The sequence below is a fragment of the Croceimicrobium hydrocarbonivorans genome, assembly GCF_014524565.1.
Lineage (GTDB): Bacteria > Bacteroidota > Bacteroidia > Flavobacteriales > Schleiferiaceae > Croceimicrobium > Croceimicrobium hydrocarbonivorans.
The window spans coordinates 3,127,619-3,152,415 of the sequence record NZ_CP060139.1; the positions used below are offsets into that span (position 1 = coordinate 3,127,619).

Here is a 24,797-nt window from a genome sequence, read left to right on the forward strand (position 1 = left end):
ATTTTCGCCAATTCATCGTTTCCTTTATGATGCGCAAGATTTTTATTCTACTCTTTTCAGGAATTTTCAGCTTGGGATTATTAGCCCAGGAAGAGAAGCCTGTGCAAATGAGTGGCTTGGTACTGAGTCAGGATAGTATTCCCCGGCCTATACCTTTTGCGCATGTTTATGTAGGGCAAGGCACTCGTGGTACCATGACGGATGCCGATGGTTTTTTCTCCTTCGCGGCTTTATCCGGTGATAGTATTCGCTTTAGTTGCATCGGTTTTACCCAAGAAATTTTAGTGGTGCCAGATACACTCTCTAAAACGGCTTACTTAGCGCGAGTAATGATGAAGCGCGATACCACCTTACTAGAGGAAGTAACCCTTTATCCCTGGCCTACTCCCGACCGTTTTAAAGAAGCATTTTTAGCGACCAATATTCCAACTACTCAAAATGATATTGCCATGCGAAATCTGGCTATTCAGGCTTTACAAGATCGGGCAGCAGCCATGAATCTCGACCCTGAAGAAGCGAAGGATTTGGCCATCATGATGCAAAATCAGAGCATATACAATTACGGGCGATATCAAGGTTATGATAATGGAGCAACCGCTATTTTAGGTGCTTTAAGTAATCCCTTCGCCTGGCAAAGACTATTTCAATCTTTTAAGAAAAATTAGGCCTCAATGCGCTTAGTCCTTTCGGCTTTAAGCCTCCTCCTCTTCTCACAATATGCCTGGGCTCAAACCCAAATTTTTGGTCGAATTAGCGACGTGGATAATATTCCCATCGATGGTGCTCGCGTGGGCATCGGCGATTATTATACCCTTACGGATGAGGAGGGTAAATATGAGCTGGATGTAATACCCGGTAAAAAATTGATGGTCTATTTCGCCAATTACAATTATCAGCCAGATACTACCTACATCAATCTAGCCAAAGGGGAAAAAAAGGAAATTAATCGTCAGCTCAAATTGCTGAAGAATGAATTGGGCGTTATTGATATTGTAGATCGCAAAGGTCGCTTCGACAATCAGGTGGATGTAAGTGTAAAATCCATTGAATCTTTTGTAGGCCCCAATTCAGGGGTAGAAGGCATTATTAAAACATTACCTGGAGTAAGCTCCTACAGTGAGCTTTCCTCGCAATATTCCGTGCGGGGAGGGAACTTCGATGAAAACCTGGTTTATGTAAATGGCATTGAAGTATATCGACCCTTTTTAGTGCGGAATGGTCAGCAGGAAGGGATGAGCTTTGTGAACTCTTCCATGGTTTCCAATGTGCGGTTTTCGGCCGGTGGTTTCGAGGCTCGCTATGGCGATAAGATGGCTTCAGTGCTGGATATTACCTATCGCAAGCCAAAGGAATTTGGTCTTAGTTTAGAAGGAAGCCTTTTGGGTGGAAACCTGGTATATGAAGATCGTTTTGCTAAGGATCGGGTTTCGGCGCTGATTGGAGCGCGTTATCGTACTAACCAATTATTATTGGGATCCTTGGATACTGAGGCAGATTTTAAACCTCAGTTCACCGATATTCAGGCTTATATCACCTACGACATAACCGATGAATGGGAGTTAAGCTTTTTGGGGAATTACTCGCGTAATCTCTATCAGGTAGTACCCCAAAGCAGAACTACCGATTTTGGAACTATTCAAGAAAGCTTGCGCTTGAATGTGTTCTTCGATGGCCGCGAAGATTATGATTTCACCACTCGCTTTGCAGCTTTGGGCTTAACAAATCGCCCTAAGAAGAACATGAGGTTGACCTACCAAGCTTCGGTGTTTCAAACCACAGAGCAGGAGTATTTTGATGTTTTGGGAGCTTATCGCTTAGGTGAATTGAATACCAATTTAGGTAGCGATCAATTTGGTGAAATTAGCTTTACCCGCAGTATTGGTGGCTTTCAGAACTATGCCCGAAATTATTTGGATGCCATCGTAGCCAATCTTTCCCATTCAGGACTTTTGGATCAAGGGGATGTAACTTGGCGTTGGGGGGCAAAAGTGCAGATGGAAGATATTATCGATCGTTACAAAGAATGGGAACGTATCGACTCCGCTGGTTATAATGTGCCAGACGGCAGTGGCTTTAATTACGATTCCTTAATTGTGGATACCTGGGATTCATTGGGAAATCCGGTAGCCGGCAATGTTTATACTTCCATTTTACAGGAAGATGAATTGAATCTCTTCGAAAGCTTTGCCAGTAAAATCTCCGTAAACTCAGTGCGCGCCACTGCCTATGTAGAGCGCAGTCAGATTATTCCGCTGGATTCACTAGGTGATTTGTTTTACAATATTGGAATCCGCAATCAATATTGGAGTTTCAATAATCAGAATGTAATTAGTCCTCGCGCCAGCATCAGCTTTAAGCCTAATTGGGAATCGGATATGGTTTTCCGTTTTGCCACGGGCTTTTATTATCAACCTCCCTTTTATCGGGAGATGCGGAATTTGGAAGGAGGCTTAAATGAAAACATACGGGCTCAGCGTTCCATTCATTTTGTCTTAGGGCATGATTACAATCTACGTATCTGGAATCGCCCTTTTAAAATGGTGACTGAAGTATATTATAAGGACTTCGGCCAATTGATTCCCTACGATATGGATAATGTGCGGATTCGCTATCGCGCCGTGAACAATGCTAAAGGCTACGCAACTGGTATCGATTACCGTATTAATGGAGAATTTGTTCCGGGTATTGATTCCTGGGCTTCCTTATCTATTATGACCATTCGTGAAGATATTGAAGGCGATGGAGCGGGTTATTTACCGCGTCCGACTGACCAACGATTGAATTTTAAAATCTTCTTCCAGGACTATCTGCCAAACGATCCCACCTTTAGAGTGAGCATGACCTTGGCTTATGGTACCGGATTGCCATTTGGTCCGCCTCAGGCTACAGCCGAAGAAAGAGTATTCAGATTACCAGATTACCGTCGGGTAGATATCGGATTTTCGAAGGTTATTAAAAGTGAGGGTCGCGAACATAAGTGGAAGGTGCTTAATAACTTCAGTAGCCTCTGGGTAGGAGTAGAAGTCTTTAACCTCTTGGATATAACTAACACTATTAGCTATCTCTGGGTTAAGGATATTAGCACCGCACGCGAGTACGCAGTGCCCAATTACCTTACGCCACGTCTCTTGAATGTGAAATTGGTAGCCAAAATCTAGGCGGCCTTTTCCCGAAATAGCCCTACTTTTGCGGCCCAAAATCGAATTAAATGTTCAGTAAATATTTACGCTTAGGATTAACTGCAGTTTTGCTGGGATTGTCGATCTGGCAATTTATCGAAGTGGAGATCGGAAACGGTATCATGTGGTTCCTTCTGGCGGGTATTGTACTCTTTACCTATTTCCGTAACGAACGTATCTTACAAGCATTTTGGTTTTTGCGTAAGAATGATATGCCCAAAGCCCAAAAAGCCCTGGATCATATAAAAGATCCTGAAGGTGCTTTAATTAAAGGTCAGTTGGCTTACTATTATATGTTGCAGGGAATGATTGTTTCCAATACCAATTTAGGTAAGGCTGAATCATTTTTACGCAAAGCATTAAAAACCGGATTGCGCCAGAAGCACGATCAGGCCATGGCAAAATTGCAATTAGCAGGTTGCGCTTTGGCAAAACGTCGTAAACGTGAAGCACAAATCTTGCTTACCGATGTTAAGAAATTGGATACCCGCGGAATGCTTAGCGAGCAAGTGAAAATGCTGAAGCAACAAATGAAGCGGATCTAAAAGAATAGATGCCCTCAAAATCTAAGTCGAAAAAAAGGAAAAGCCCACGCCGGAAGTCCACTGCAGTTAAATTGCGGAAATGGTTTCTGCGCCTGAGCTTTTTGTTTTTAAGCCTCTTGCTTCTATTCATTGCCTCAGTTTATTTAGGCTTTTGGGGTCCTATTCCCAATAGCGACGAATTGAAGGCGATTCGACAATCGAAGTCTACTCTGGTTTATTCTCAGGATAAAGCGCTTATTGGTAGCTTTTATGCGGTAAATCGCGATCCGGTAAGTTTTGATCAATTGCCGGAGCATTTAGTGCAGGCCCTGGTAGCCACCGAGGATGAGCGTTTTTATGAGCATTCTGGTATCGACTTTATGAGCTTATTGCGGGTGGTGGTTAAAACCCTTTTGATGGGGGATAGCAGCTCGGGTGGAGGAAGTACCTTGACTCAGCAATTGGCCAAGAATTTATTCGGCCGCCCTGATTTCGGAGCTCTTAGCATGCCGGTAAACAAATGCCGGGAAATGATTATCAGTCAGCGTTTGGAGTCGATTTACTCCAAAGATGAAATACTCGCCCTCTATCTCAATACCGTTAGTTTTTCCGAAAACACCTATGGCATTGCCGCTGGGAGTCAACGCTTTTTTAATTGTGCCCCCAAGGATTTACGAATTGAAGAAGGGGCAGTTTTAATTGGCTTATTGAAAGCTAATACCACTTATAATCCACGCTTACATCCGGAGAAATCCAGGATAAGGAGAAATGTAGTGCTGAGTCAGATGCAGCGCAATGATCATTTAAAAGCGGAGCAATTGGATTCGCTGCAAGCCTTGCCTTTGGATTTAGACTATTCTAACCTTGATCTGGAAGGACCGGCCCCCTATTATTTGAAGCAGGTAGAATTAGAGCTTAAGCAAATATTAGCGGATAAGCTCAAAGAAAATGGCGAACCCTGGGATGCTCAAAAAGATGGCTTAAGGGTATATACGAGTTTAAATGCCAATAAACAATCGGGACTTCGAGACGCATTCCGGTCGCATTTAGCCAATTGGCAAAAGAAGTTTGATCAGCATTGGTCTAGCAAAGATCCCTGGTCTCAAAAGCCGGCTTTTTTCGAGAAGAAGCTAATGGCCAGTCCGGCTTGGAAGAGCTATGCTGCCAAAGGTTTGTCGGATGATGAGATTCGCGCAAAACTGAGTGAGAAACACAGTATGGAACTCTTTCACCCAGCCGGTAATATAGAGAGGGAAGCTTCCGGAATTGACTCCTTAAAGCACTATTTACGCCTATTAAGAGGGGCTTCGGTTTTATTGGATCCTCAAAGTGGAGCGGTGCGAGCTTGGGTGGCAGGCCCTGATTATCGCTATTTACCCTATGATAATGCCAAAGCGGCCCATACCATGGCTTCTACGGTTAAGCCTTTTGTGATGGCAGCTGCTCTGGAGGCAGGCGAAGAACCTTGTGAATATCAATCCGCCGAAAGGCGTGAATACCCGGGCTATGACGATTGGAGTCCACGGAATTACGATGGTGATTACGAAGGCATGTACAGCATGCAAGGGGCATTGAAAAAGTCGATAAACACAGTTACGGTTGCCTGGTACTTTAAAGCTGGGGCTGATAAGGTAAGAGCCTTGGCCCATAAGATGGGAATTGCTGATCATTGGGCAGATGGACCTTCTGTTTCTTTAGGAGCATCAGCGGTGAGTCCAATTGATTTAGCTAAAGCCTATGCCATATTCGCTAATGGCGGGATGGAAGTGGAACCCTATTTTATTGAGAAGATTGAAACCGCTAGTGGTGAACTGCTCTATCATCATGAAAAAAGGCCCGCAAAGCGTATCCTAAAAGAGGAAACAGCCCAGCTTATGAATGCTATGCTCCAAGGCGTAAGCAAGTCAGGAACCGCCCGTAGTTTACATTCCGTTTATGGAGCCCGTAAATCCTGGGCCGCTAAAACCGGTACCTCTCAGAATTATTCTGATGCCTGGTTTGTAGCCTATCGACCCGATTTGGTTTCCGTAAGTTGGATGGGAGGGATAAATCCTTTGATTCGTTTCCGCAGTGGTGCCTTAGGATCTGGTTCTACCATGGCCTTGCCGGTTTTTGGTAAGCTCTTATCCAAAATGGAATCCCGAATAACTTCAATAAACTGGCCTGCCTTATCCGAATCTCAAAAAGAAATGTTGGCATGTCCGGATTATAAGGAAGAAAGCCTGCTGGACGATTTACGCTCCATCTTTAAGAAAAAGGAGGGCAAGGCCGTAAAGGAGGAAGAACCCGAAGAACCGGTTGAAGAAGAAAAGGAAGCTTCCTGGTGGGGTAAAATCTTCAAAAAGAAGGATTAAGATTTCCAGCCAAAAACCCTTTGTAAAATAGCCGATACACGGGCAGCAGGATCTTGGCGAATCTTGGCTTCTTCTTCCGCCAAGAGCACAAAAAGGCCATTCAAAGTTTCCTGCATTACATAATCGCTGAGGTCGGGGTTAACCGGAGTTACAAAAGGAATTTTATTGTAAGTACTGGCTATCGGTTGCCAGTATTTGGTGAGTTCTACTTTCTGGATTGCTTGATCAATAACCGGTTTAAAAGCCAATTTCAATTGGGCTTCTGTTTTGGACCGCAAGTAAACCGTTGCGGCATTGGCATCACCACGCCAAATACCATAAACATCTTGCAGAGTCATACTGCGAATGGCATCCACAAAAATAGGACTGGCTTTCGCCGAAGCTTGTTCGGCACCGTGATTTAAGGTTTCAACAAATTGATCCACCAAATTACCCATGCCCAGGTCACCTAAAGTTTTGGCTGCGCGTTCCGCCTCAGGGGGAAAGGGGATTTTAATAAGGGGATTATTGTAAAAGCCATTTTCCTTAGAGGAGCGACTTACCGCATTGCGAATCCCCACTTCGAGGGCTTCTTTAATTCCGCGATTGATTTCCGACTCGCTAGGTTCCATTTGAGAACTCGATTCCTGCGCAATTTGCAGGAGCGCATCACAGGAACTGGCACTAAAAAGCAAGGCAAGAATAAGAATGAAATTTCGCATGATGGAGGCTATTGGTACTTGGGGTGAATTTAGTATTTGCCCCCAGTTTAGGCAAGCAGGCGCAATTAAAAATGCTAAATTTGCGAACCCTTTTGAATTCCCACAATGCAAGCAGAAATCATAGCCATTGGCGATGAACTATTAATTGGTCAAACGATTGATACCAATTCAGCTTTTATTGCCGCTCAGCTCAATTTGCAAGGAATTAAAGTTTGGCAAAAAAAGGTGGTAGCTGATACTGCCGATGCCATTCGCTCGGCCTTGGATGAGGTGCATGCGGATACCCGTTATGTATTTATGACCGGTGGATTAGGGCCTACCAAAGATGATATCACTAAGAAAACCCTTCTGGATTATTTTGGTGGCGAGATGGTGTTTAAGGATGAGGTTTTTGAACATATCCGTAAACTCTTCCAAGGATTTAATCGGGAGCCGAAGGAGGTACATCGGCAACAAGCTTTTGTGCCCAGTAGCTGTGAAGCCATTTTGAATGAAACGGGTACTGCACCCGGTATGCGATTCGAAAAGGGGGATCGCTATTATTTTTCTACTCCGGGCGTACCATATGAAACGGAGCATTTAGTGGCGGATAAAATCGTTCCCTGGATTGTTAATACCCAGATGGAAGGAAAGCTTTACCATAAAACCTTGATCACACAAGGTATTGGCGAGAGCGATTTAGCTGAAATGCTTACTGAGTGGGAAGATGAATTACCGGCGGAATTAAAGTTGGCTTATTTGCCTTCACCGGGTTTGGTGCGATTGCGTTTAACCGGGCAGGCAGAAACAAAAGAGAAAAGCAAGGCCCTGGTAGAAGAGGGCATCGCAATAATGCGGAGCAAATTGGGTGACCTGATTTTTGGGGAAGATGTGAGTTCCCTGGAAGAAATAGTTGGGAAATCACTCCAGGCTCGCAAAATGACCTTGGCAACTGCCGAAAGCTGCACCGGCGGTTATATTGGTCATTTAATTACTAGTATTCCGGGGAGCTCGGAATATTATTTAGGCGGAGTAGTATCCTACAGCAATGCCTTAAAAATGGATATGCTGGGGGTAAAAGCCGAAAGTTTGGAAGCCTATGGCGCGGTAAGTGAGCAAGTAGCCCTTGAAATGGCTGAGGGGCTAAGAAAGCGCACGGGTGCCGACTTTGCCTTGGCAACAACAGGTATTGCCGGACCAGGTGGTGGAACGGCGGAAAAGCCTGTGGGACTGGTATGGATAGCCGTAGCCGGACCGCAGGGAAGCCGCGCCAGAAGCTATCACTTTGGTAATCATCGGCAAAGAAATATCCGACGTAGTGCCTTAATGGCTTTAGACCGTCTAAGAAAAGAAGTGCAGAAAATTGAAATCTAGGTTTGTACGACTGTAATATTTACTTACTTTTGCAGACCCAAAATTTAAGAAGCGAGATCCATGTCAAGAGTATGTGAGCTTACCGGTAAGAAAGCAATGAGTGGAAACAATGTTTCCTTCTCCAATAAAAAGAACAAGCGCAAGTTCAATGTGAACTTGATGAAGAAGCGTTTTTATTTAGCTGAAGAAGATCGTTGGATCACTCTTCGTGTATCTGCTTCTGCCTTGAAAAACATCAATAAGAAAGGTTTGGCTACGGTGATTAAAGATGCCCGTGCCAATGGATATCTCACCAAATAAGAATTTAGGCAATGGCTAAAAAAGGGAACCGAGTACAAGTTATTCTGGAATGCACTGAGCATAAAGACAGCGGCATGCCTGGTACATCACGTTATGTGACCACCAAGAACAAGAAGAACACTCCCGACCGTATGGAGCTTAAGAAATACAACCCTATTCTGAAGCGCCACACCGTTCATAAAGAAATCAAGTAAAAAATTAGTTAGCGATGGCAAAGAAAGTAGTAGCAACCCTTAAGTCCGGAGATTCAGCTCAGTTTACCAAAGTGGTAAAAATGGTTAAGTCTGAAAAGTCTGGCGCTTATACCTTCGAGGAGAAAGTGGTAAACAAGGAGCACATCAAGGATTTCTTGAACAGCTAAGCATCGCTTTCCCAACAATACTTACCCGCTATCCTTGGATGGCGGGTTTTTTATTTTGTATCAAAGCCTGAGCGCGGCCGCTAAGAAGGGCATTTTTAGGATATTTGCCGATATTTTATACAAATGGGTCTATTTGGTAAATTATTTTCCCGCGAAGAAAATCGGGAAGAAATAGAACAAGGCCTGGAAAAAACCCGTCAAAGTGTTTTTGCCAAGCTTAGCAAGGCGGTAGCCGGAAAAAGTAAGGTCGATGCCGAAGTGCTCGACGATCTTGAAGAAGTACTCATCAGCTCTGATGTAGGTATTGATACTACCCTTAAAATTATTGAGGCCATTGAAGAAAGAGTGGCCCGCGATAAATACCTAGGTACCTCGGAGCTCAATCAAATATTGCGCGAAGAGATCGCCGGACTTTTAAAAAGTAAGGAAGGTGCTGATAGTGGCTTTAGTTTGCCCGAAAAGCGTCCTTATGTTTTAATGGTGGTGGGCGTAAATGGAGTGGGTAAAACAACTACCATCGGTAAATTGGCTAATCAGTTTAAAAAAGCAGGACTTAGCGTAGTGCTGGGGGCAGCAGATACCTTTAGAGCAGCAGCGGTAGATCAGTTGGAAATTTGGAGTGAAAGAGTAGATGTACCGATCGTAAAGCAAGCCATGGGTTCTGACCCTGCTTCGGTAGCTTTTGATGCGGTGCAATCGGCCATTTCTCGCAATGCCGATGTGGTGATTATTGATACCGCCGGTCGTTTGCATAATAAGGTGAACCTGATGAATGAGCTCTCCAAGATTAAGAGAGTAATGCAAAAGCTAGTTCCCGATGCACCTCATGAGGTACTCCTGGTTTTGGATGCTTCTACCGGGCAAAATGCACTGGAGCAAGCCAAGCAGTTTAGCAAGGCCACCCAGATTACAGCCTTGGCCCTAACTAAATTAGATGGCACCGCTAAAGGTGGGGTGGCCATCGGAATATCAGATCAATTGCAGATTCCCGTAAAATACATTGGTGTGGGAGAAGGAATCGACGATTTGAGGGTCTTCGATAAAGAAGCCTTCGTAAATAGCTTATTTGAAAACTAATGCGCACTAAACACCGCAAGAAGAATAAAATCAATATCGTTACCCTAGGTTGTTCTAAAAACCTGTATGATAGTGAGGTATTGATGGGGCAGTTGAAGGCCAACCAGAAAGAGGTGGTCCATGAAGAGGAAGGAAATATTGTGGTGATTAATACCTGTGGCTTTATTGAGAATGCCAAGGAAGAATCCATTAATACCATTCTTGAATTTGTTGAACGCAAAGAAGAAGGAGAGGTAGACAAGGTTTTTGTTACCGGATGTTTATCTGAGCGCTATAAACCCGATTTGGAGAAAGAAATTCCTAATGTGGATCAGTATTTCGGGACTCGCGAACTACCCTTGTTATTGAAAGCCTTAGGAGCTGATTATAAGAAGGAATTGGTAGGTGAGCGTTTAAGCACTACACCCCAGCATTTTGCCTATTTAAAGATTGCCGAGGGTTGTGACCGACCTTGTTCATTCTGTGCGATTCCCTTAATGCGCGGTGGTCATAAATCTACCCCCATTGAGGACTTGGTAACCGAAACTCAAAAATTAGCCGCCAAAGGTGTTAAGGAGCTTTTATTGATTGCTCAGGATCTCACCTATTATGGATTGGATCTGTATAAGAAGCGTGCCTTGGCTGATTTATTAAAGGAATTAGTGAAGGTGGAAGGAATCCAATGGATTCGTTTACACTATTTATTCCCTACCGGTTTCCCGGAGGAGGTACTCGATTTAATTCGTGAGGAACCCAAGATTTGCAATTACATTGATATTCCACTGCAGCATATTGCCGATCCGGTATTGAAGTCTATGCGTCGTGGTACTACCAAGGAACGCACCGATAAACTATTGCGTTTGATGCGGGAGAAGGTACCGGGCATTGCCATTCGTACTACCTTAATTGTTGGTTATCCTGGCGAAACGGAAGAGGACTTCCAGGTATTGAAGGAATGGGTGAAAGAAATGCGTTTCGAGCGCCTAGGTGTCTTTACTTACTCTCATGAGGAAAATACCCATGCTTATAATTTAGAGGATGATGTGCCTGCTGAAATTAAGCAGGAGCGTGCGAATGAAGTAATGGCCATCCAGCAGAAGATTTCAGCGGAGCATAATCAGGCCATGGTAGGGCAGAAGTATAGAGTGCTTATCGACCGTAAGGAAGGCGATTTCTTCATCGGTCGTACTGAGCTTGATTCCCCTGATGTGGACAATGAAGTACTGGTAGAAGCAGAATATCTACCTATCGGTGAATTCGTTGAAGTGGAAATTACCGGCGCCGAAGATTACGATCTCTTTGCCGTCGTAGTGGAATAATCTCCATAGCGAACGACAAACGACGAACTACCAACGACCAACAACTAGCTACCTAGTACTGACCGCGCCTGAAAAAAGTTGACACCTATTCTCTTTAAAACCAAGAGAAAAATGGGACAAAAAGAAAGCTTAAGACGTCAACGTGTATTTAGTGAGACCTTGCGCAAGGAAGTGGTCAAACAGATTGAATCGGGAGAACTTCGGGTATATCAAGCCTGTAGGATTTTCGAGATTAAATCACCGCAAACGGTTTATAACTGGTTAAACAAGTATTCTCGTACCTTGAAGACACAAACACGCATAGTAGTGGAAAACAATAGTGTTGACAAACGTCTGAAGGAATTAGAGGCGCGCACCAAAGAGTTGGAGGCTGCTTTAGGACGAAAGCAGTTAGAAGCCGATTTGTACCGCCATATCGTAGATCTGGCCTCAGAAGAATATAAGGTGGATCTAAAAAAAAGTTTTGGCGCCAGAGCATCCAAAGGCAAATAAAGCTGGAGACAAAGACTGAAGTGTCGATCAGGAGAAGTTGTCATTTGCTGGGCTTTAGCCGGCAGGCCTACTACAAGCCCCAAGCTCTAAGAAGGGAGCTTGTTGGGCTTGAAGACGGCCTGCGTAGCCTGATCCTGTCCGCGCGTGTGGCCTGCCCTGGCTTAGGTTGTAGACCCATCTATTATGCTCATGCGGATCAGCTTTCCATTGGACGGGATAAGTTCGAGGCATTGGCTGCTGAACTGGGCTTACAGGTTAAAAGGAATACTAGGTATATCCGAACCACCAAAAGCGACCAACGTAAGTTTGACAACCTTCTCATTGATAAACAAGTACGATCCATCAATGAAGTTTGGCAAGCCGATATGACCTATTATCTGAAAGGATCAAAATGGTATTATTTGATGTTCATTACGGATGTTTATTCTCAAAGGATCCTAGGCTATGGGGCTTATAGCAGAGCTAGCGCAGTCCACTTCAAAGAGGTTTTAAAGCAGGCCATTGCCACTCGAAAGAAAGACGGCTACACCAACTTAAGCGGTCTTATTCATCATAGTGATGGAGGCCGACAGTATGAAGAGCGTAGCTATCGTGAGTATTGCAAAGGCAAAGGCCTAAAGCAAAGTATGTGTTACTATTCATGGGAAAACCCCTATGCAGAGAAAACCAATGATTTGATTAAAAACCGATACCTCAATTACTGGAAGCCTACTAACCTTCATGAGCTCAGACTATGCCTCAAACAAGCAGTGGAACACCATAACAAGTTCCAGCAAAAGCGAGTATTGAATAATAGCACTCCAATAGACTTTGAATGGAAAATCAAATCCATGGAATCCAGTCCAAGTAATTACACTTTAAACCTTAAGCCCAGTAAGCCTAGAACTAAAAACAAAAAGTATAAATTAGTAGAAATATCTGAGTAGGTAGTGACAACCATTTTCAGGCGGCATCATACGGTCTACAGTCTAAATTCTATCGTCTAAAATCTATAGACTACCCCAGTTTCTTCAAAGCAAAGTAGCGTAGCTTCTCCTTGTGCAGTAGCCATCCGCCTAGGGCACCTAAGAGGCTGCCCAGAACGATTTCATTAAATCGCAAAGCGATCAGGGTAGCGGGGTTATTGATGATGGGGTCAGCGGCTTCCGACATGAAGATGGCCAGAGGGGTAATGAAAATCACCGCCAGAGCATAGTTTCGAGTAACCAGCATTTCCACAATAAATTGCAGGGCAATGATGTAAAGGCAGAGCAGCAATTTGGATTGGGTGCTGCTGAGGAGTAACCAACAAAGTCCCAGACCTAATAAGGTCCCAAAAATCCTTTGCAGGGATCGTTGCCAAATGTGATTGAGGGAAGCTCCTTGCATTACTGCCGCGCAGGAAATTGGAATCCAATAAGGATTGTTAATTTTCAAGGCATAGCCGAGTCCAAGAGATAAAGCCATAAAGAGGCCCATAATTATCGCTTCCCAGATATCAGCGGTGGAATCAGGGTCTTTGCTTTTAAGACTTTGAGACGGTTCAGGTTCAGCCTTGGATCGTTTGTACAGGATATAGGTCAGACCAATGGCAGTACTTAAAAGAGTACCCAGGCTAATCAAGCCAATTTTATGGGGCAGATTCTCTAAGCTGAAAGGCTGACTAATAGAAATGGAGAAGATCATGATAAAGAAGAAGCTCCGGGGAGGTTCTGCTTTATAGTGAAGAATAATGGCATGTAAGACTAGGGAGAAAATCCCAAAGGATAAAACTGCGGCAATAGGGTTGAAGCTAAAAAACTGCCCTAAGGCAAAGGAACCCATAAAACCAAAAGAGCAAATCATTAAGGTGTTGATCTTATGAGTAAGGCTACCTCTGGCGGGGAGGTAGAGGATTACGAGGGCACTTAAACATGAGATTAAGCCCGAGCTTAGTTGATCAAAGTACCAACCTATCAGCAAAGGGCTACCCACACAAATTCCCGCTAAAGCTGCAATTCGCCAATCTCGATTGGATGGCTTAAGCTTGAGGAAATCTTTAAAAAGAAGGTTCATGGACTTTAGAAGAGTTTGCTAGAAGATTTTAGCGAAGGACAAAGGTAAAGCCGCCTTGATAAAGAAATTAGTAGCAGAAATAGAGGGCTATCTATATTCCTTACTTATTAGGAACACCAAGCATTATTCTTAGACGCTAATCATCCACACTCTAAACTCTAGAATCTAGATTCTATCCTAGCCCAAAATCTTACGCAGCCCCGCCATTTTTAGGGCTGCAACTCCAGCTTCGGTGCCTTTATTACCATGAATGCCACCGGCGCGAGCGCGACTTTGTTCGATGGTATTATCGGTTAAAACGCAAAAGATAACGGGGGTGTCGAATTGTAAATTGAGTTCCGTTACACCATGAGTAACACTCTGACAAACGAAATCGAAATGTTTGGTTTCCCCTTGAATAACGTTGCCAATAGCAATGATGGCATCGTATTTTTGGGATTCACAAAGTTTTTTGGCCGCATAGGTGATTTCCACCGCACCTGGAACTTTTACCTGAGTGACATCATGCCCGGCAGCGCCGCAAGCCATTAAGATGTCGCGGGCTCCTTGATAAAGGGCATTAGTGATTTCTGAATTCCACTCCGAAACTACGCAGGCAATGCGCATTCCGGTAGCTTTAGGAAGTTCATCAGGATTAAAATCCGATAAATTATGTCCTGCTGTGGCCATTAAATCTTCGCTTCGATACGACCAATATAGCGATCGATATCGAGACCCTGACGAGAGTCGGCGAAATCTGACTTAATACGCTTGAAGTAATCCAGAGCTTTGGCGTTCTCACCAGCTTGCTCAGCAGCTAAACCAGCTTTCAAAAGGTAGAAAGGAACAATGTAGTCGTTACTGTTAGTATTAACGGCTTTATTGTAATATTCCAAAGCTTCTTTGGTTTGCTTCAGTTCCATAAAGGCATCGCCAATGGCACCTTTAGAGATCACTTGAAGAATGGGATCATCAGTATGGAATTCATCCAGAATACGGATAGCGTTTTCAAACTCTCCTAAACGTAGGTAGCTGATACCGGCGTAGTAGTTGGCTAAGTTTCCGGCATTGGTTCCGCTGTAATCAGCAGCGATATCTAAGAAACCTAATTTATCGCCCATTCCATTAATGGCCTGGTCTAAAGAATCTACTTCGAACCAGTGCTGAGCATGGTAAATTTCAGATTGAGCTTCAGCCTCACGAGGCTCTTGATAAAACTTAATGTAGCTGATATAACCACCTACAATCGCGAAAATGGCGATTATAACGATACTGATAGACTGACGGTTATCCTCGAAAAATTTCTCCAATCTGCTAATGGATTGGGTAACGTCTACTAATACTTCTTCGTCGGTGTTGTGCTTTTTAGCCATGCTTGCCAAATTCTAATAGTCGGCAAAAGTAAAAAAATTCCTTTCTGTGCCGTGGTGCAATTTGCCAGTATCCTTGCATTAATTTAGCAAAATGCATTTACGGGACCTACATCTATTAAATTTCAAGAGCTGGGGAGAGGGTGAATTTGAATTCAGTCCTAAGCTCAATTGCTTTGTAGGCCTTAATGGAGGCGGGAAAACCAATTTGTTGGATGCCATTCATTACCTCTGTTTAAGCAAAAGTTACTTCGGTAATCGCGATCAAAAAAATATTAAGCACGAGGAAGATTTTTTCATGATTGAGGGAAATTTCCTTCGTCAGGATGAGAATGAGCATTTGCATATCTCCTTAAAAAAGGGCGCCAAGAAAATACTGAAGCGCAATAAAAAGGAGTACGATAAGCTGGCAGAACATATTGGGGCTTTTCCAGCAGTGGTGATTTCCCCTTATGATAGAGATCTTATCACCGATAGTTCGGATACCCGTCGGCGTTTCTTGGATAATGTGATTAGCCAGGGTAATAATGAGTATCTCTTTCATTTAATGCGCTATCACAAGGCATTGCAGCAACGCAATCGCTTATTAAAGTTCTTTGCTGCCAATCATCAGTTCGATGCAGAATCCTTAGATCTCTACGATCAGCAAATGGTGGAACATGGAATGTACATCGCTCAGGCTCGTCAGCAATTTTGTGAGGAACTCGGGCCCCGTATTCAGCATTATTACCATTGGTTAAGTGAGGGAAGGGAAGCCGCTAGCTTGGATTACCGCAGCCAGTTTGGCGAAGATCCTCTGGCCGAATTACGCAGTCGCCATGAAAAGGATCGAGTCCTGCAATACAGCTCATGGGGAATTCATCGCGATGATTTAAAATTTAAGCTGGACGAAGATTCGGTGCGCGATTATGCCTCTCAAGGACAGCAAAAGTCCTATTTGATTGCCTTGAAATTAGCCCAGTATGAGTTTATTCGCGATCATCAGAAAATGGTGCCCATCCTTTTATTGGACGATATTTTTGATAAATTGGATGAAGCCCGGGTAGCGAGATTGGTGAAATTGGTGCATGATTCCAATTTCGGCCAAATCTTTATTACCGATACTCATGAGGACCGTACCACCGCTCTGGTTAAGCAGATTGATCCGGAGGCTCACATTATTAATGTAAATCAATAAGCGAAGATGGATCGAAATAACACCTTCAAATTAGGGGATGCCATTGGGGCCTTTTTAAAAGGGCATCAATTGGAAGAACGCTTTTTTGAAGCGATCCTGAAAGCCGATTGGCGGGATTTGATGGGCGATAAGGTGGCGGATAAGACCAATGATATCAGCCTAGAGAAAGGCTGCTTAATCTTATATATGTCGAGCGCCCCTTTGCGGCAACAATTGCGATTGAAGCAAAGTCGCATGATTGATTACCTCAATCAGAAAATTGGCAGAGGCAGAGAGCCAATTCGTAAGGTGCTTATCCGCTAAAAAAAATCCCGACACTATGGCCGGGATTCTTGCTTTGGAATATTCTAGTGACGACTACGCTGAGCGAAGAAGAAGTTTCCTTCAATAGCAGCATTTTCATCAGAATCACTACCGTGCACCGCGTTAGCAGCGATAGAAGTAGCGTATAATTTACGGATGGTACCTTCAGCAGCTTCGGCTGGATTGGTAGCACCGATTAAGGTACGGAAGTCAGCAACGGCATTATCTTTTTCGAGGATAGCAGCTACGATAGGACCAGAGGTCATGTATTCTACTAATTCGCCGAAGAAAGGACGCTCAGCGTGAACAGCGTAGAATGCTTCAGCATCTTTACGAGAAAGAGCAGTCATTTCCATTGCTACGATACGGAATCCAGCTTCGTTGATCTTGGCTAAAATTGCACCGATATGACCGTTTTCTACGGCATCGGGCTTAATCATGGTGAAAGTTCTGTTACCAGCCATTTGGAGTATATTATTATGGGCGGCAAAATTATTTTAATTGTGCTGCGTGAACAAGTCTTTTTCTAAAATCATTCATAGAATCATTAAATGACTAATTTTGTTCGCCGAAAACGAATTATAATTCAAATCAGATTACTATGAAAATCCGCAATTTTCTGCGCTTTGCCGCAGCTGGTATCCTGGCTTTAAGCTTTACCGCTTGTGAAGATGACAACGACAGCAGCCTGGGTGCTTCTCTTATCGTTACCGAAAGTACTTCCGGATCTACCGGCGGAGCAGTAACCATAAGCCAAGGCAGCAGCCTGGTATTCGTATGGGATGCTCGTAAAGGTGATACCGACATGGATCTTTTCTCGGTGAGCGTAACCGGAACCAACACCCCTAATCCTCTTCCTACCAGTTTAGGCGGTCGTAACTTCCCTTACGATATTGCTAATGCGGATGATGAGACGTATATCGATACCTTGATTTTCCCTAATGCTGGAATTAATTTAGGTGTTACTTCTTACTCTTTCACTGTAACCGACAAAGACGGAAACACCGACAATGTAACTTTCACTGTTACTGTTGAAGCCGATGCTACTCCAATGACCAATGAGGTGAATGGTGCATTCTTCCACATTGCTGGTTCTTTAGAAGGAGCTTATGACCTTGTAAACGGTACAGTGGTTGGTGCTAGCCAGCCTGCTGCCAGCAAGGATATGGAAAACACTGATGCTGCTGGTGATGCCTTTACCGGAAGCTGGATGGCCGCTAACTCTACTATGTTCGTAAAAGACAATTCTTACGACTATGCTAACGCTACTGTAGAGGCTGCTACTTCTTCTTTCGCTGCGGGTACTGCTTCGGCTACTGTAAGCAATCCTACTGTAGGTGATATCTACATCGCTAAATTGCGTGGTGGTAGCACTTATGCAGTAATTAAGATTGTAAATGTTGATCCTAGCGACAACACTTGCAACTGCGGAAACACTGGTAAAATTACTTTCGATTTCAAAAAGTAATCTCAACTAATATTTAAGAATAGCTTGTTTCGGAGACCTTTCGGAGCAAGCTATTTTTTATTTTCATAGCTATGAAACTGGATATTCTAGCCTTTGGCGCCCACCCTGATGATGTAGAACTGAGTTGTTCTGGAACCCTCGCGAAACAAACCGAACTTGGCTATTCTTGCGGAGTTGTGGATTTAACTCAAGGGGAATTAGGTACTCGAGGTACCCCCGAAATTCGATTGGCAGAAGCGGCAGAGGCTGGCCGTATCATGGGGCTTAAAGTGCGGGAAAACCTGGCTTTCCGCGATGGTTTTTTCACTAATGATGAAGAACATCGCCTGGCAGTAATTCAGCAGATCCGACGTTTTCGTCCGGAGATTGTTATTGCCAATGCGCCTACGGATCGCCATCCTGATCATGGTCGTGGATCTTTCCTTTTAAAAGAAGCCAGTTTCTTATCCGGTCTGCGTAAGATTGAAACCGAATGGGAAGGAGAGGCTCAAGAGCCCTGGCGTCCCCAAATGCTCTTATACTATATCCAGTTTCAAAATATAGAGCCCGATTTCATTATTGATATTGGAGAGCATATCCATACCAAAGTAGAGTCTATAAAGGCCTATAAATCTCAATTCTTCGATCCGAGCAGTGCTGAGCCTAAAACGGTGATTAGCTCTAAAAACTTCATGGATTCAGTTACCTATCGCGCTCAAGATTTAGGTCGTCTAATCGGTGTTGAATACGGCGAAGGCTTTATTGCGGCGCAAGATTTGGGTCTGGATGACCTGATGCAATTGAAGGGCGTACGCTAAGATATAGCTGCCGAAATTCTTCTGCGATAGCCGAATAGGAGTAAAGGGCTTGAGCGGCAATCGAGATACTTTGTAAATCGAAATTTCGAAAATCTTCTTTTAGTTGAAGTATAGCTTCTGCTAAGGCTTCTTCATTTTTAGATTCTACCAAGATTCCCTGTTCTGTTCCAATAAACTCAGGAATACCGCCCACTTTGCTGGCGATTACTGGCCGACCCAGACATAGAGACTCCAGTAATACTACCGGCTGATTTTCAATAAAGCTAAAGAGTAGAAAGGCATTAGTTCGACTCATCTGTTGAGCTACTTCCTCGCGAGAAAGGGCGGAGAGAACCTGAATATTACCCGAGGGTATTTTATGGGCTTCAATTTGCTTGTTTAGCCAGATGATGTCTCCGTCACCACCTATGCTCAGGTGTAGTTCTGGATCCTTTTCCAATGCTTTTTTAAAGCCACTAAGTATCCCTTTAATATTCTTAGTTTCCTGTTGGAGGGAGCTAATGTGAAGTAAACGGAATTTAGCGTCCGAAGCCTTAAGCTCTTGGAAATTGAAGATATGGGTGTTTACCACATTACCCACAATTTCTAGCTTAGAGTCCACTCCAAATTCCTGCAGTGAATTGGCCAGTTGTTTCGATACCGGACAAACTACCTGAGCCTTATTCATAATGCGTCGAGCCATATGTTGGGCTAAACGACTCCATTCGTGGCGACGACTTTTTTGGTAACCCGAATAATGTTCGGTGATTACATAGGGGAGCTGCTTTAAAAAACCTTGAAAGGCAATACCGGAGGGCCAGCTAACATGCAAGTGCGCTAGTTTAAATTGAAAGCCTATTTTTTGCAGATGGCGGTAGCCCCTTTCCAAAGCCTTATAATGACTTTGCACCGGCCATTTCTTTTTGTAGAGCACCTGAACCTGAAGGAAAGGTTTCTCGTTTACCAGGATTTCATTCCTATCATATTCAAAAGCACTAAGAACTACTACGGGAATAAGGGAGTCAATCGCACGGAGATGCTCTTCAACAAAATTGCCTAAGCGAGGATCTTGGGGATTGGGGTACCAACTGGCAATATGTAAGATGGGCCGATCGATATTCGAAGCATTGATTTACAAAGGAATAAAAAAAGGTCACCTGAATTACAGATGACCTTTTATCTATGGGTGGCTAATGGGGTTCGAACCCACGACCTCTGGAACCACAATCCAGCGCTCTAACCAACTGAGCTATAGCCACCGTTTATAGCCCTTTGCTAAGGGTCGGCAAATGTAAGCAATGTCGTGAAATCGAAAGTAAAAAATGTGAAAAAAATCAAGGTCGCCCACGTCGCCTGCCTAAAGACTCCATCAGGCGACGGTGGAACTCGATTTCAATTCGATAAAATGTCGCTGCTTTACGGGAACCCAAGGCAGCCTTGAATTTATCGTAGTACTCCAATTTGAGTTCGGCGATTTTCTTTTGATTTTGAAGCTCTTCCAATGCGATTTTCTCTAGGGTGGCATCATCTAATTCGTCCCATTTATCATGAACTTCCCGGCGACTCATGCCTTCCATGCGCTTTTGATGAAGTTCATTAAGCTTCTTATTATACTCATTGTAAACCGGCCAAAACTTTTGAGCTTCTTCAGGACTCAAGTCCAGTTCATCGGTAATGAATTTGGTTTTATAGGCTTCCACCTTTTTGAAATCCTCCGGTTGAGCATTCACAATGAATCCAAAGAGGAAGAGACTGCTGAGAAATAGTAATTTTTTCATGACTAAAGGTATTCTGAGCTATGTTCGTTAAGGTAGGATTCAATTAGTTCAGTATCCAGATTTTCAAATCCTTCCGAAGATTCGTTATTTGGTAATTCAATAAAACTTTCAGGGTAAACTCCATAGGGATCTTGATTAAGGAAGTCGATTACTTCCTGCTCCTGTAAATCGCTAAAGTTAAGATCTGAATTTTGTTTGTTGTTCAGAGGTAAAAAGAACAGCGCTGCAATGAGAACTGCAGCGGCCGCAGCTAAACTAGGCCAGAGTACTCTGGTTTTTGGTGCTGCTTTGCTTACAGGACCACTTTCTTGAGCAAGTGCCTTTAGTTGTTCTTTCTTGGCTTCGAAGTAGCCTTCGGGTATTTTAAATCCTTGATCTTTCATGACATCTTATTTGACGCTCAAAACTCGTTAAGGTTTAATTGAACTTTCACTTTTTCCTTGGCGTGATGGAAGGAAGCTTTTAAAGCCCCAACTGAAGTGCCCAACATTTCACTAATTTCATTGAAACTCAAGTTTTGAAAGTACTTAAGTTTAAAAACAGTTTGTTGTTTATCGGGTAGTTCGGCTACGGCCTCCAAAAGGTTTTTTAAGGCTTCATCGCCATCAAAATAAGGGTCCGCACTTAGATGGTAGTTTAAAGCACCTTCCTGCAATTGAAAGCGCCGTTCCTTTTTAAGGTGGGCTAAGGCTTCATTGGTGGCAATTCGGTATAACCAGGTATAGAAAGCCGATTCAGCTCGAAAGGAGGGGAGGGCCTTCCAGGCCTTGATAAAGCACTCCTGCAGTACATCATCGGTCCAATCATGTCGTAATAGAATACTGCGGATATGCCAGTACAATCGCTCCGTATAAGCCTCAACCAAATGGGCAAATAAGGATTGATACTGCTCCTTTTTTAACTGCTCTTTCCAGATCCCTGGCTCCTGCATAACTCAAAGTTCGAAAATTAGAGCTCGCAAAAGCCTAAAGGTTTAAATGAAGAAAAATCAATAAAATGAAAAAGAGCATGTTTTATAATGCGGATGTCCGAAAAATTTAGATTTAAATAACTGAAAATTAGTGTCGAAAAAATATTTAACCATTTTAAGTGATATGAAAATAATGCTATATTTGAGCCTAAATTTCTATTACCCAAATTCGTAAGTGATGAAAAAAGTTACACTATTTCTTGCCGCTGCAGCTGTATTAGCGAGCTGTAATCGGGAAATAGGAGACGATTTAACCAATGGTCCGAATCAAAAGAGTACTAATACCGTACACTTTAGTCAATCGGATCTCGATGGTCAATTGATTCCTATGAGTCAGTCTTTCAATATTTCTTCAAAGGCTGCTGCTCAATTAAATTATACCTATCGCGCCTATGCAGAGCCAGTAAGCTTTGGTACTTGGGATCATGATGGCGATAATGGTACTGTAACTCCAGAGGTTCCATTGAATTTGGCTGCTTCAGCTATTTTCTCTGTGAATGACATGGTGTTCGTTACCTGGCACATGACTGATGGTCCTTTGGCGGCAGGTGCAAGCTCTCCATTAGGAGGTTCTATCACTGCTTATAAGCAAACAGGAATCGGTCAGTATACCTTTATGGATCGTGTGGACTTTACCGATGCTGACTACCATGAGCTTTATGTATATCAAAATACCAGCTCCGGTCATTACGAAGTATTTGCAGTAGGTCAACGTAATGTGCAGTCTTCAGGCTATTTATTAGCGGGACATAATGGTGCCGTTGTAACTCGTGTAGATTACGATTACTTGAACGACGAATTTTGGGAGCCAGGAGTAACCGAATTGCCTTTACCAGGTGTATCAGCTAATGATATTGTTGCTGGTGCTTCTAACTACTACGTAATTACCGGTAATGGTAATGGTGGTTCAGGTGGTGGTATCTACGAAATGGACCGCAACTTGGCTCAGGTTAAGAAATTCAACTCTACCATTAATGATGGTATCGCTTTGGAAATCGATAAGACCTGGTCTAATTCATCTCACTCATATATCTACGCTTTAGATCGTCAGGGTACTTCTAAATTCCGTATTCATTACTTACATACTGACAATACTGGTCCTAGTGGAATTACTACTTGGGCTTCAGACTTGAACTTTGTGAGTGACTATAATACTGGCGCTTTAGGTGGTATCAACTACGAAAGAGGTGACCTTACTTGGGCTCAGCGTTCTGGTTGGGGTAGCAGTAATCCTGCTGACTCACTGATTGCTTCCTTTGGATATTACGGTATTTACAGCGCTGGAAATGGAGTAGGTGGCATGAATCACTTGAAAGATTTAGGTCCATGTTTATCTACCGAATTTGACGAAGGCTTAAATGTACTTTACTACGCTGATGGCGATGATGGTGTAAGTGTATTGGCTATGGCCGGATTTAATGGTGGTGCCCTGATTAACACTTATGATGTTATTGGTCAGTTTGTTCCTCCTACCGGTGGTGCTTTCCCAAGTACCTTCTTGGTTAAAGAATTAACTGTATATCAGTCACGCAATATTGCCATGGCCACTGGTGATGCCGGTGTGTATTTCATGCAACGCAATAAGTTCTAAGGCTTTACAAAGCTTTCGAGATAAATTTAAAAGGCTCCTCATTGAGGGGCCTTTTTTTTGTTGAAAAAGTGATACAGTATTAATTCAGATTTATAAAATGATAACTCATCATTAAATTATACTCTATTTGTCTGATAATCTGTGTTTTTTTGGAAATAGATAAACTTTATATGGTATTAATTTCTACATTTGTAGACTATTACCCAATTCAATCACAATGAAAAAAATTGCCACTATTTTAAGTATTGCTGCCGTAGTGGTAGCATGCAACCGTGGAGAGGACTTAAGTTCCAGTGCCCCGGTTGACAGCACTTCGGCTGGTGTGGTTCATTACAAGCGTAGTGACTTACCAGGAAGTGTAACCGAAATGAACGAAACTTTTAGCATTTCAGCCAAAGCTTCAGGAACTCAGTTAAACTACACCTACCGTGGTTATGCTAAGCCTGTAGATGCAGACAACACTCCTTTTAACAGTGATGATTTAGCAGCTGCAGCCATCTTCGCAGTGGATGATGTAGTTTTTGTTTGCTGGCACACCAATGGAAATGCAGGTAGCCCTTTAAACAATACCAATCCTTATGGAGGTTCTGTTGCGGCTTACAAGCTTTCTGGAATCGGCCAGTATACCTTTATGGATCGTGTGGATTTCCCAAATCACGATTTCTTTAAAATGGCTGCTCACAAGAATACCAGCACTGGTAACATCGAAGTATTTGTTGCTGGACAGCGCGACCCAGACAATTCTAAATACTTATTAGCTGGTCACTATGGTGCTACTGTATCTCGTGTTGACTATGACTATATCAACGATGAATTCTTTGAGCCCTCTTTCTTAGAATTACCATTACCAGGATATGCTGCTACCGATATTATCGCTGCTAGCAGTAACTACTACGTATTAACCGGAAACGGAACTGGTGCCAATAATGGCGGTGGTTTGTACGAAGTGGATCGTACCCTTAACAATGTTAAGAAAGCGGATATCAACAATATCCATGATGGTGTTGCTTTGGCAATTAACCCTGCCACTGCAGTTAAACCAGGTCCAGGAAATGCTTATTCTGACCTTTGGGTATTAGACCGTCGTGCTAACAATTACCACATCCATAAATTCTTAGGTCTTAGCTCAGATATCAATACCGGTCTTTCTAACTTCTCTTCCTTATCTGCTAGTCACAGTACTTCAGTAGGAACTATTTCTCCTATCAACTACGAGCGTGGAGATTTAGTTTGGGCCTTAGGTCCTAACAGCTTCAGTACTGATATGGATTCCTTAATTATTGCTGTAGGTAGCAATGGTATTTGGGAAGCAGGTACCGGAGCTGCTGGTATTCACAGCGCTGTTGATTTAGGAGCTTGTACTGGTTTAGCTTATGACTCTGGTTTAGGGGTAATGTATTACTCTGCTGGTGAGTCTGGTATGTGGGTATTGGCCATGGGCGAATATGCTAATAATGCTGGTCCATTAGTAAACCTTTATGATATCGTAGGACGTTTTGTACCTCCTAGCACCGTAGGTGGAATTAGCGGAACCATTCCTTTCAATATTAAAGATATTACCGTTTATCATTCTCGTAACCTGGCCTTGGCCTCTGGGGATGGCGGCGTGTTCTTCGTTCAGCGTGACAAGAACTAATTCGTTTTATAGATAGAGAAAAGCCTCCTTCTTAGGGGGCTTTTTTTTTGATATGACCAGGGTATTAATTGATAGT

General features: G+C 43.3%; 27 protein-coding genes and 1 tRNA gene. 18 read left to right on the forward strand and 10 right to left on the reverse strand.

The annotated features are described in order from the left end of the window. Window positions 1-26 precede the first annotated feature (26 nt). From H4K34_RS14120 to H4K34_RS14135, 4 genes are all read left to right on the forward strand, one after another. Window positions 27-665 (forward strand): carboxypeptidase-like regulatory domain-containing protein, encoded by a 639-nt coding sequence (locus H4K34_RS14120; protein WP_210758037.1) that lies wholly within the window; start codon window positions 27-29, stop codon window positions 663-665. Between the two features lie 6 nt (window positions 666-671). Beyond that, on the forward strand, window positions 672-3,158 hold the full coding sequence (locus H4K34_RS14125) for a TonB-dependent receptor (protein WP_210758038.1): 2,487 nt from the start codon (window positions 672-674) through the stop codon (window positions 3,156-3,158). Between the two features lie 50 nt (window positions 3,159-3,208). Beyond that, window positions 3,209-3,724 (forward strand): DUF2892 domain-containing protein, encoded by a 516-nt coding sequence (locus tag H4K34_RS14130; protein ID WP_210758039.1) that lies wholly within the window; start codon window positions 3,209-3,211, stop codon window positions 3,722-3,724. 116 nt (window positions 3,725-3,840) lie between these two features. Then, a complete protein-coding gene (locus H4K34_RS14135) occupies window positions 3,841-6,057 on the forward strand; it encodes a transglycosylase domain-containing protein (RefSeq protein WP_210758040.1) in 2,217 nt (738 codons plus the stop codon). On the opposite strand, the gene H4K34_RS14140 is transcribed toward H4K34_RS14135, so the two are convergent. Further along, entirely contained in the window at window positions 6,054-6,758 is a 705-nt protein-coding gene (locus tag H4K34_RS14140) for a DUF4197 domain-containing protein (protein ID WP_210758041.1), read from the reverse strand. The two genes, H4K34_RS14135 and H4K34_RS14140, sit on opposite strands and share 4 nt — an antisense overlap. A gap of 105 nt (window positions 6,759-6,863) precedes the next feature. On the opposite strand from H4K34_RS14140, the gene H4K34_RS14145 reads away from it, so the two are divergent. The 8 genes from H4K34_RS14145 to H4K34_RS14180 all read left to right on the forward strand — a co-directional run bounded on the left by H4K34_RS14145 (window position 6,864) and on the right by H4K34_RS14180 (window position 12,565). Continuing rightward, window positions 6,864-8,111 (forward strand): competence/damage-inducible protein A, encoded by a 1,248-nt coding sequence (locus tag H4K34_RS14145; protein ID WP_210758042.1) that lies wholly within the window; start codon window positions 6,864-6,866, stop codon window positions 8,109-8,111. A 60-nt stretch (window positions 8,112-8,171) separates the two neighbouring features. Next, window positions 8,172-8,411 carry a 50S ribosomal protein L28 gene (rpmB, locus tag H4K34_RS14150; RefSeq protein WP_210758043.1) on the forward strand — a complete coding sequence of 80 codons (240 nt, stop codon included), beginning with the start codon at window positions 8,172-8,174 and terminating at the stop codon, window positions 8,409-8,411. An 11-nt stretch (window positions 8,412-8,422) separates the two neighbouring features. Continuing rightward, a complete protein-coding gene (gene rpmG, locus H4K34_RS14155; RefSeq protein ID WP_210758044.1) occupies window positions 8,423-8,605 on the forward strand; it encodes a 50S ribosomal protein L33 in 183 nt (60 codons plus the stop codon). Window positions 8,606-8,619: 14 nt separating this feature from the next. Further along, a complete protein-coding gene (locus tag H4K34_RS14160) occupies window positions 8,620-8,772 on the forward strand; it encodes a DUF4295 domain-containing protein (RefSeq protein WP_210758045.1) in 153 nt (50 codons plus the stop codon). A 123-nt stretch (window positions 8,773-8,895) separates the two neighbouring features. Continuing rightward, complete coding sequence (gene ftsY, locus H4K34_RS14165; RefSeq protein WP_210758046.1) at window positions 8,896-9,849, forward strand: signal recognition particle-docking protein FtsY; 954 nt, start codon at window positions 8,896-8,898, stop codon at window positions 9,847-9,849. Then, complete coding sequence (rimO, locus tag H4K34_RS14170; protein ID WP_210758047.1) at window positions 9,849-11,147, forward strand: 30S ribosomal protein S12 methylthiotransferase RimO; 1,299 nt, start codon at window positions 9,849-9,851, stop codon at window positions 11,145-11,147. Before ftsY ends, rimO begins: the two co-directional genes overlap by 1 nt. A gap of 111 nt (window positions 11,148-11,258) precedes the next feature. Continuing rightward, window positions 11,259-11,639: a transposase gene (locus tag H4K34_RS14175; protein WP_210758048.1), complete on the forward strand. Its 381-nt coding sequence runs from the start codon at window positions 11,259-11,261 to the stop codon at window positions 11,637-11,639. Window positions 11,640-11,659: 20 nt separating this feature from the next. Then, window positions 11,660-12,565 carry a DDE-type integrase/transposase/recombinase gene (locus H4K34_RS14180; protein ID WP_210758049.1) on the forward strand — a complete coding sequence of 302 codons (906 nt, stop codon included), beginning with the start codon at window positions 11,660-11,662 and terminating at the stop codon, window positions 12,563-12,565. 70 nt (window positions 12,566-12,635) lie between these two features. On the opposite strand, the gene H4K34_RS14185 is transcribed toward H4K34_RS14180, so the two are convergent. The 3 genes from H4K34_RS14185 to H4K34_RS14195 form a co-directional block, all read right to left on the reverse strand. Beyond that, on the reverse strand, window positions 12,636-13,673 hold the full coding sequence (locus tag H4K34_RS14185; RefSeq protein WP_210758050.1) for an FUSC family protein: 1,038 nt from the start codon (window positions 13,671-13,673) through the stop codon (window positions 12,636-12,638). Window positions 13,674-13,850: 177 nt separating this feature from the next. Then, complete coding sequence (gene ribH, locus H4K34_RS14190; protein WP_210758051.1) at window positions 13,851-14,342, reverse strand: 6,7-dimethyl-8-ribityllumazine synthase; 492 nt, start codon at window positions 14,340-14,342, stop codon at window positions 13,851-13,853. After that, window positions 14,342-15,025 (reverse strand): tetratricopeptide repeat protein, encoded by a 684-nt coding sequence (locus H4K34_RS14195; RefSeq protein WP_210758052.1) that lies wholly within the window; start codon window positions 15,023-15,025, stop codon window positions 14,342-14,344. Before H4K34_RS14195 ends, ribH begins: the two co-directional genes overlap by 1 nt. 91 nt (window positions 15,026-15,116) lie before the next feature. Between H4K34_RS14195 and recF the strand changes: the two genes are divergently transcribed. Continuing rightward, window positions 15,117-16,199 carry a DNA replication/repair protein RecF gene (gene recF / locus H4K34_RS14200; protein WP_210758053.1) on the forward strand — a complete coding sequence of 361 codons (1,083 nt, stop codon included), beginning with the start codon at window positions 15,117-15,119 and terminating at the stop codon, window positions 16,197-16,199. A 6-nt stretch (window positions 16,200-16,205) separates the two neighbouring features. Beyond that, window positions 16,206-16,502 (forward strand): DUF721 domain-containing protein, encoded by a 297-nt coding sequence (locus H4K34_RS14205; protein WP_210758054.1) that lies wholly within the window; start codon window positions 16,206-16,208, stop codon window positions 16,500-16,502. A gap of 44 nt (window positions 16,503-16,546) precedes the next feature. On the opposite strand, the gene H4K34_RS14210 is transcribed toward H4K34_RS14205, so the two are convergent. Beyond that, window positions 16,547-16,966 (reverse strand): nucleoside-diphosphate kinase, encoded by a 420-nt coding sequence (locus tag H4K34_RS14210; protein ID WP_210758055.1) that lies wholly within the window; start codon window positions 16,964-16,966, stop codon window positions 16,547-16,549. 137 nt (window positions 16,967-17,103) lie between these two features. Between H4K34_RS14210 and H4K34_RS14215 the strand changes: the two genes are divergently transcribed. Both H4K34_RS14215 and bshB1 read left to right on the forward strand, forming a co-directional pair. Beyond that, the gene (locus H4K34_RS14215; protein ID WP_210758056.1) at window positions 17,104-17,970 is read left to right on the forward strand and encodes a hypothetical protein; all 867 of its coding nucleotides are present in this window, start codon (window positions 17,104-17,106) and stop codon (window positions 17,968-17,970) included. A 71-nt stretch (window positions 17,971-18,041) separates the two neighbouring features. After that, window positions 18,042-18,767, forward strand: coding sequence for a bacillithiol biosynthesis deacetylase BshB1 (bshB1, locus tag H4K34_RS14220; RefSeq protein ID WP_210758057.1), 726 nt, complete (start codon window positions 18,042-18,044; stop codon window positions 18,765-18,767). Here the strand turns inward: bshB1 and H4K34_RS14225 are convergent. From H4K34_RS14225 to H4K34_RS14245, 5 genes are all read right to left on the reverse strand, one after another. Continuing rightward, complete coding sequence (locus H4K34_RS14225) at window positions 18,709-19,878, reverse strand: glycosyltransferase (protein WP_322107640.1); 1,170 nt, start codon at window positions 19,876-19,878, stop codon at window positions 18,709-18,711. The genes bshB1 and H4K34_RS14225 overlap by 59 nt on opposite strands. A 53-nt stretch (window positions 19,879-19,931) precedes the next feature. Beyond that, window positions 19,932-20,005 (reverse strand) — tRNA-His (locus tag H4K34_RS14230). Window positions 20,006-20,080: 75 nt separating this feature from the next. Beyond that, a complete protein-coding gene (locus tag H4K34_RS14235; RefSeq protein ID WP_210758059.1) occupies window positions 20,081-20,524 on the reverse strand; it encodes a hypothetical protein in 444 nt (147 codons plus the stop codon). Window positions 20,525-20,526: 2 nt separating this feature from the next. Next, on the reverse strand, window positions 20,527-20,907 hold the full coding sequence (locus tag H4K34_RS14240; RefSeq protein WP_210758060.1) for a hypothetical protein: 381 nt from the start codon (window positions 20,905-20,907) through the stop codon (window positions 20,527-20,529). Window positions 20,908-20,924: 17 nt separating this feature from the next. Beyond that, window positions 20,925-21,455: an RNA polymerase sigma factor gene (locus H4K34_RS14245; RefSeq protein WP_210758061.1), complete on the reverse strand. Its 531-nt coding sequence runs from the start codon at window positions 21,453-21,455 to the stop codon at window positions 20,925-20,927. A gap of 217 nt (window positions 21,456-21,672) precedes the next feature. Here H4K34_RS14245 and H4K34_RS14250 point away from each other — a divergent pair, with 217 nt between their 5' ends. Next, complete coding sequence (locus tag H4K34_RS14250; protein ID WP_210758062.1) at window positions 21,673-23,085, forward strand: hypothetical protein; 1,413 nt, start codon at window positions 21,673-21,675, stop codon at window positions 23,083-23,085. A 217-nt stretch (window positions 23,086-23,302) separates the two neighbouring features. Continuing rightward, on the forward strand, window positions 23,303-24,721 hold the full coding sequence (locus H4K34_RS14255; RefSeq protein WP_210758063.1) for a hypothetical protein: 1,419 nt from the start codon (window positions 23,303-23,305) through the stop codon (window positions 24,719-24,721). Window positions 24,722-24,797: the final 76 nt, after the last annotated feature.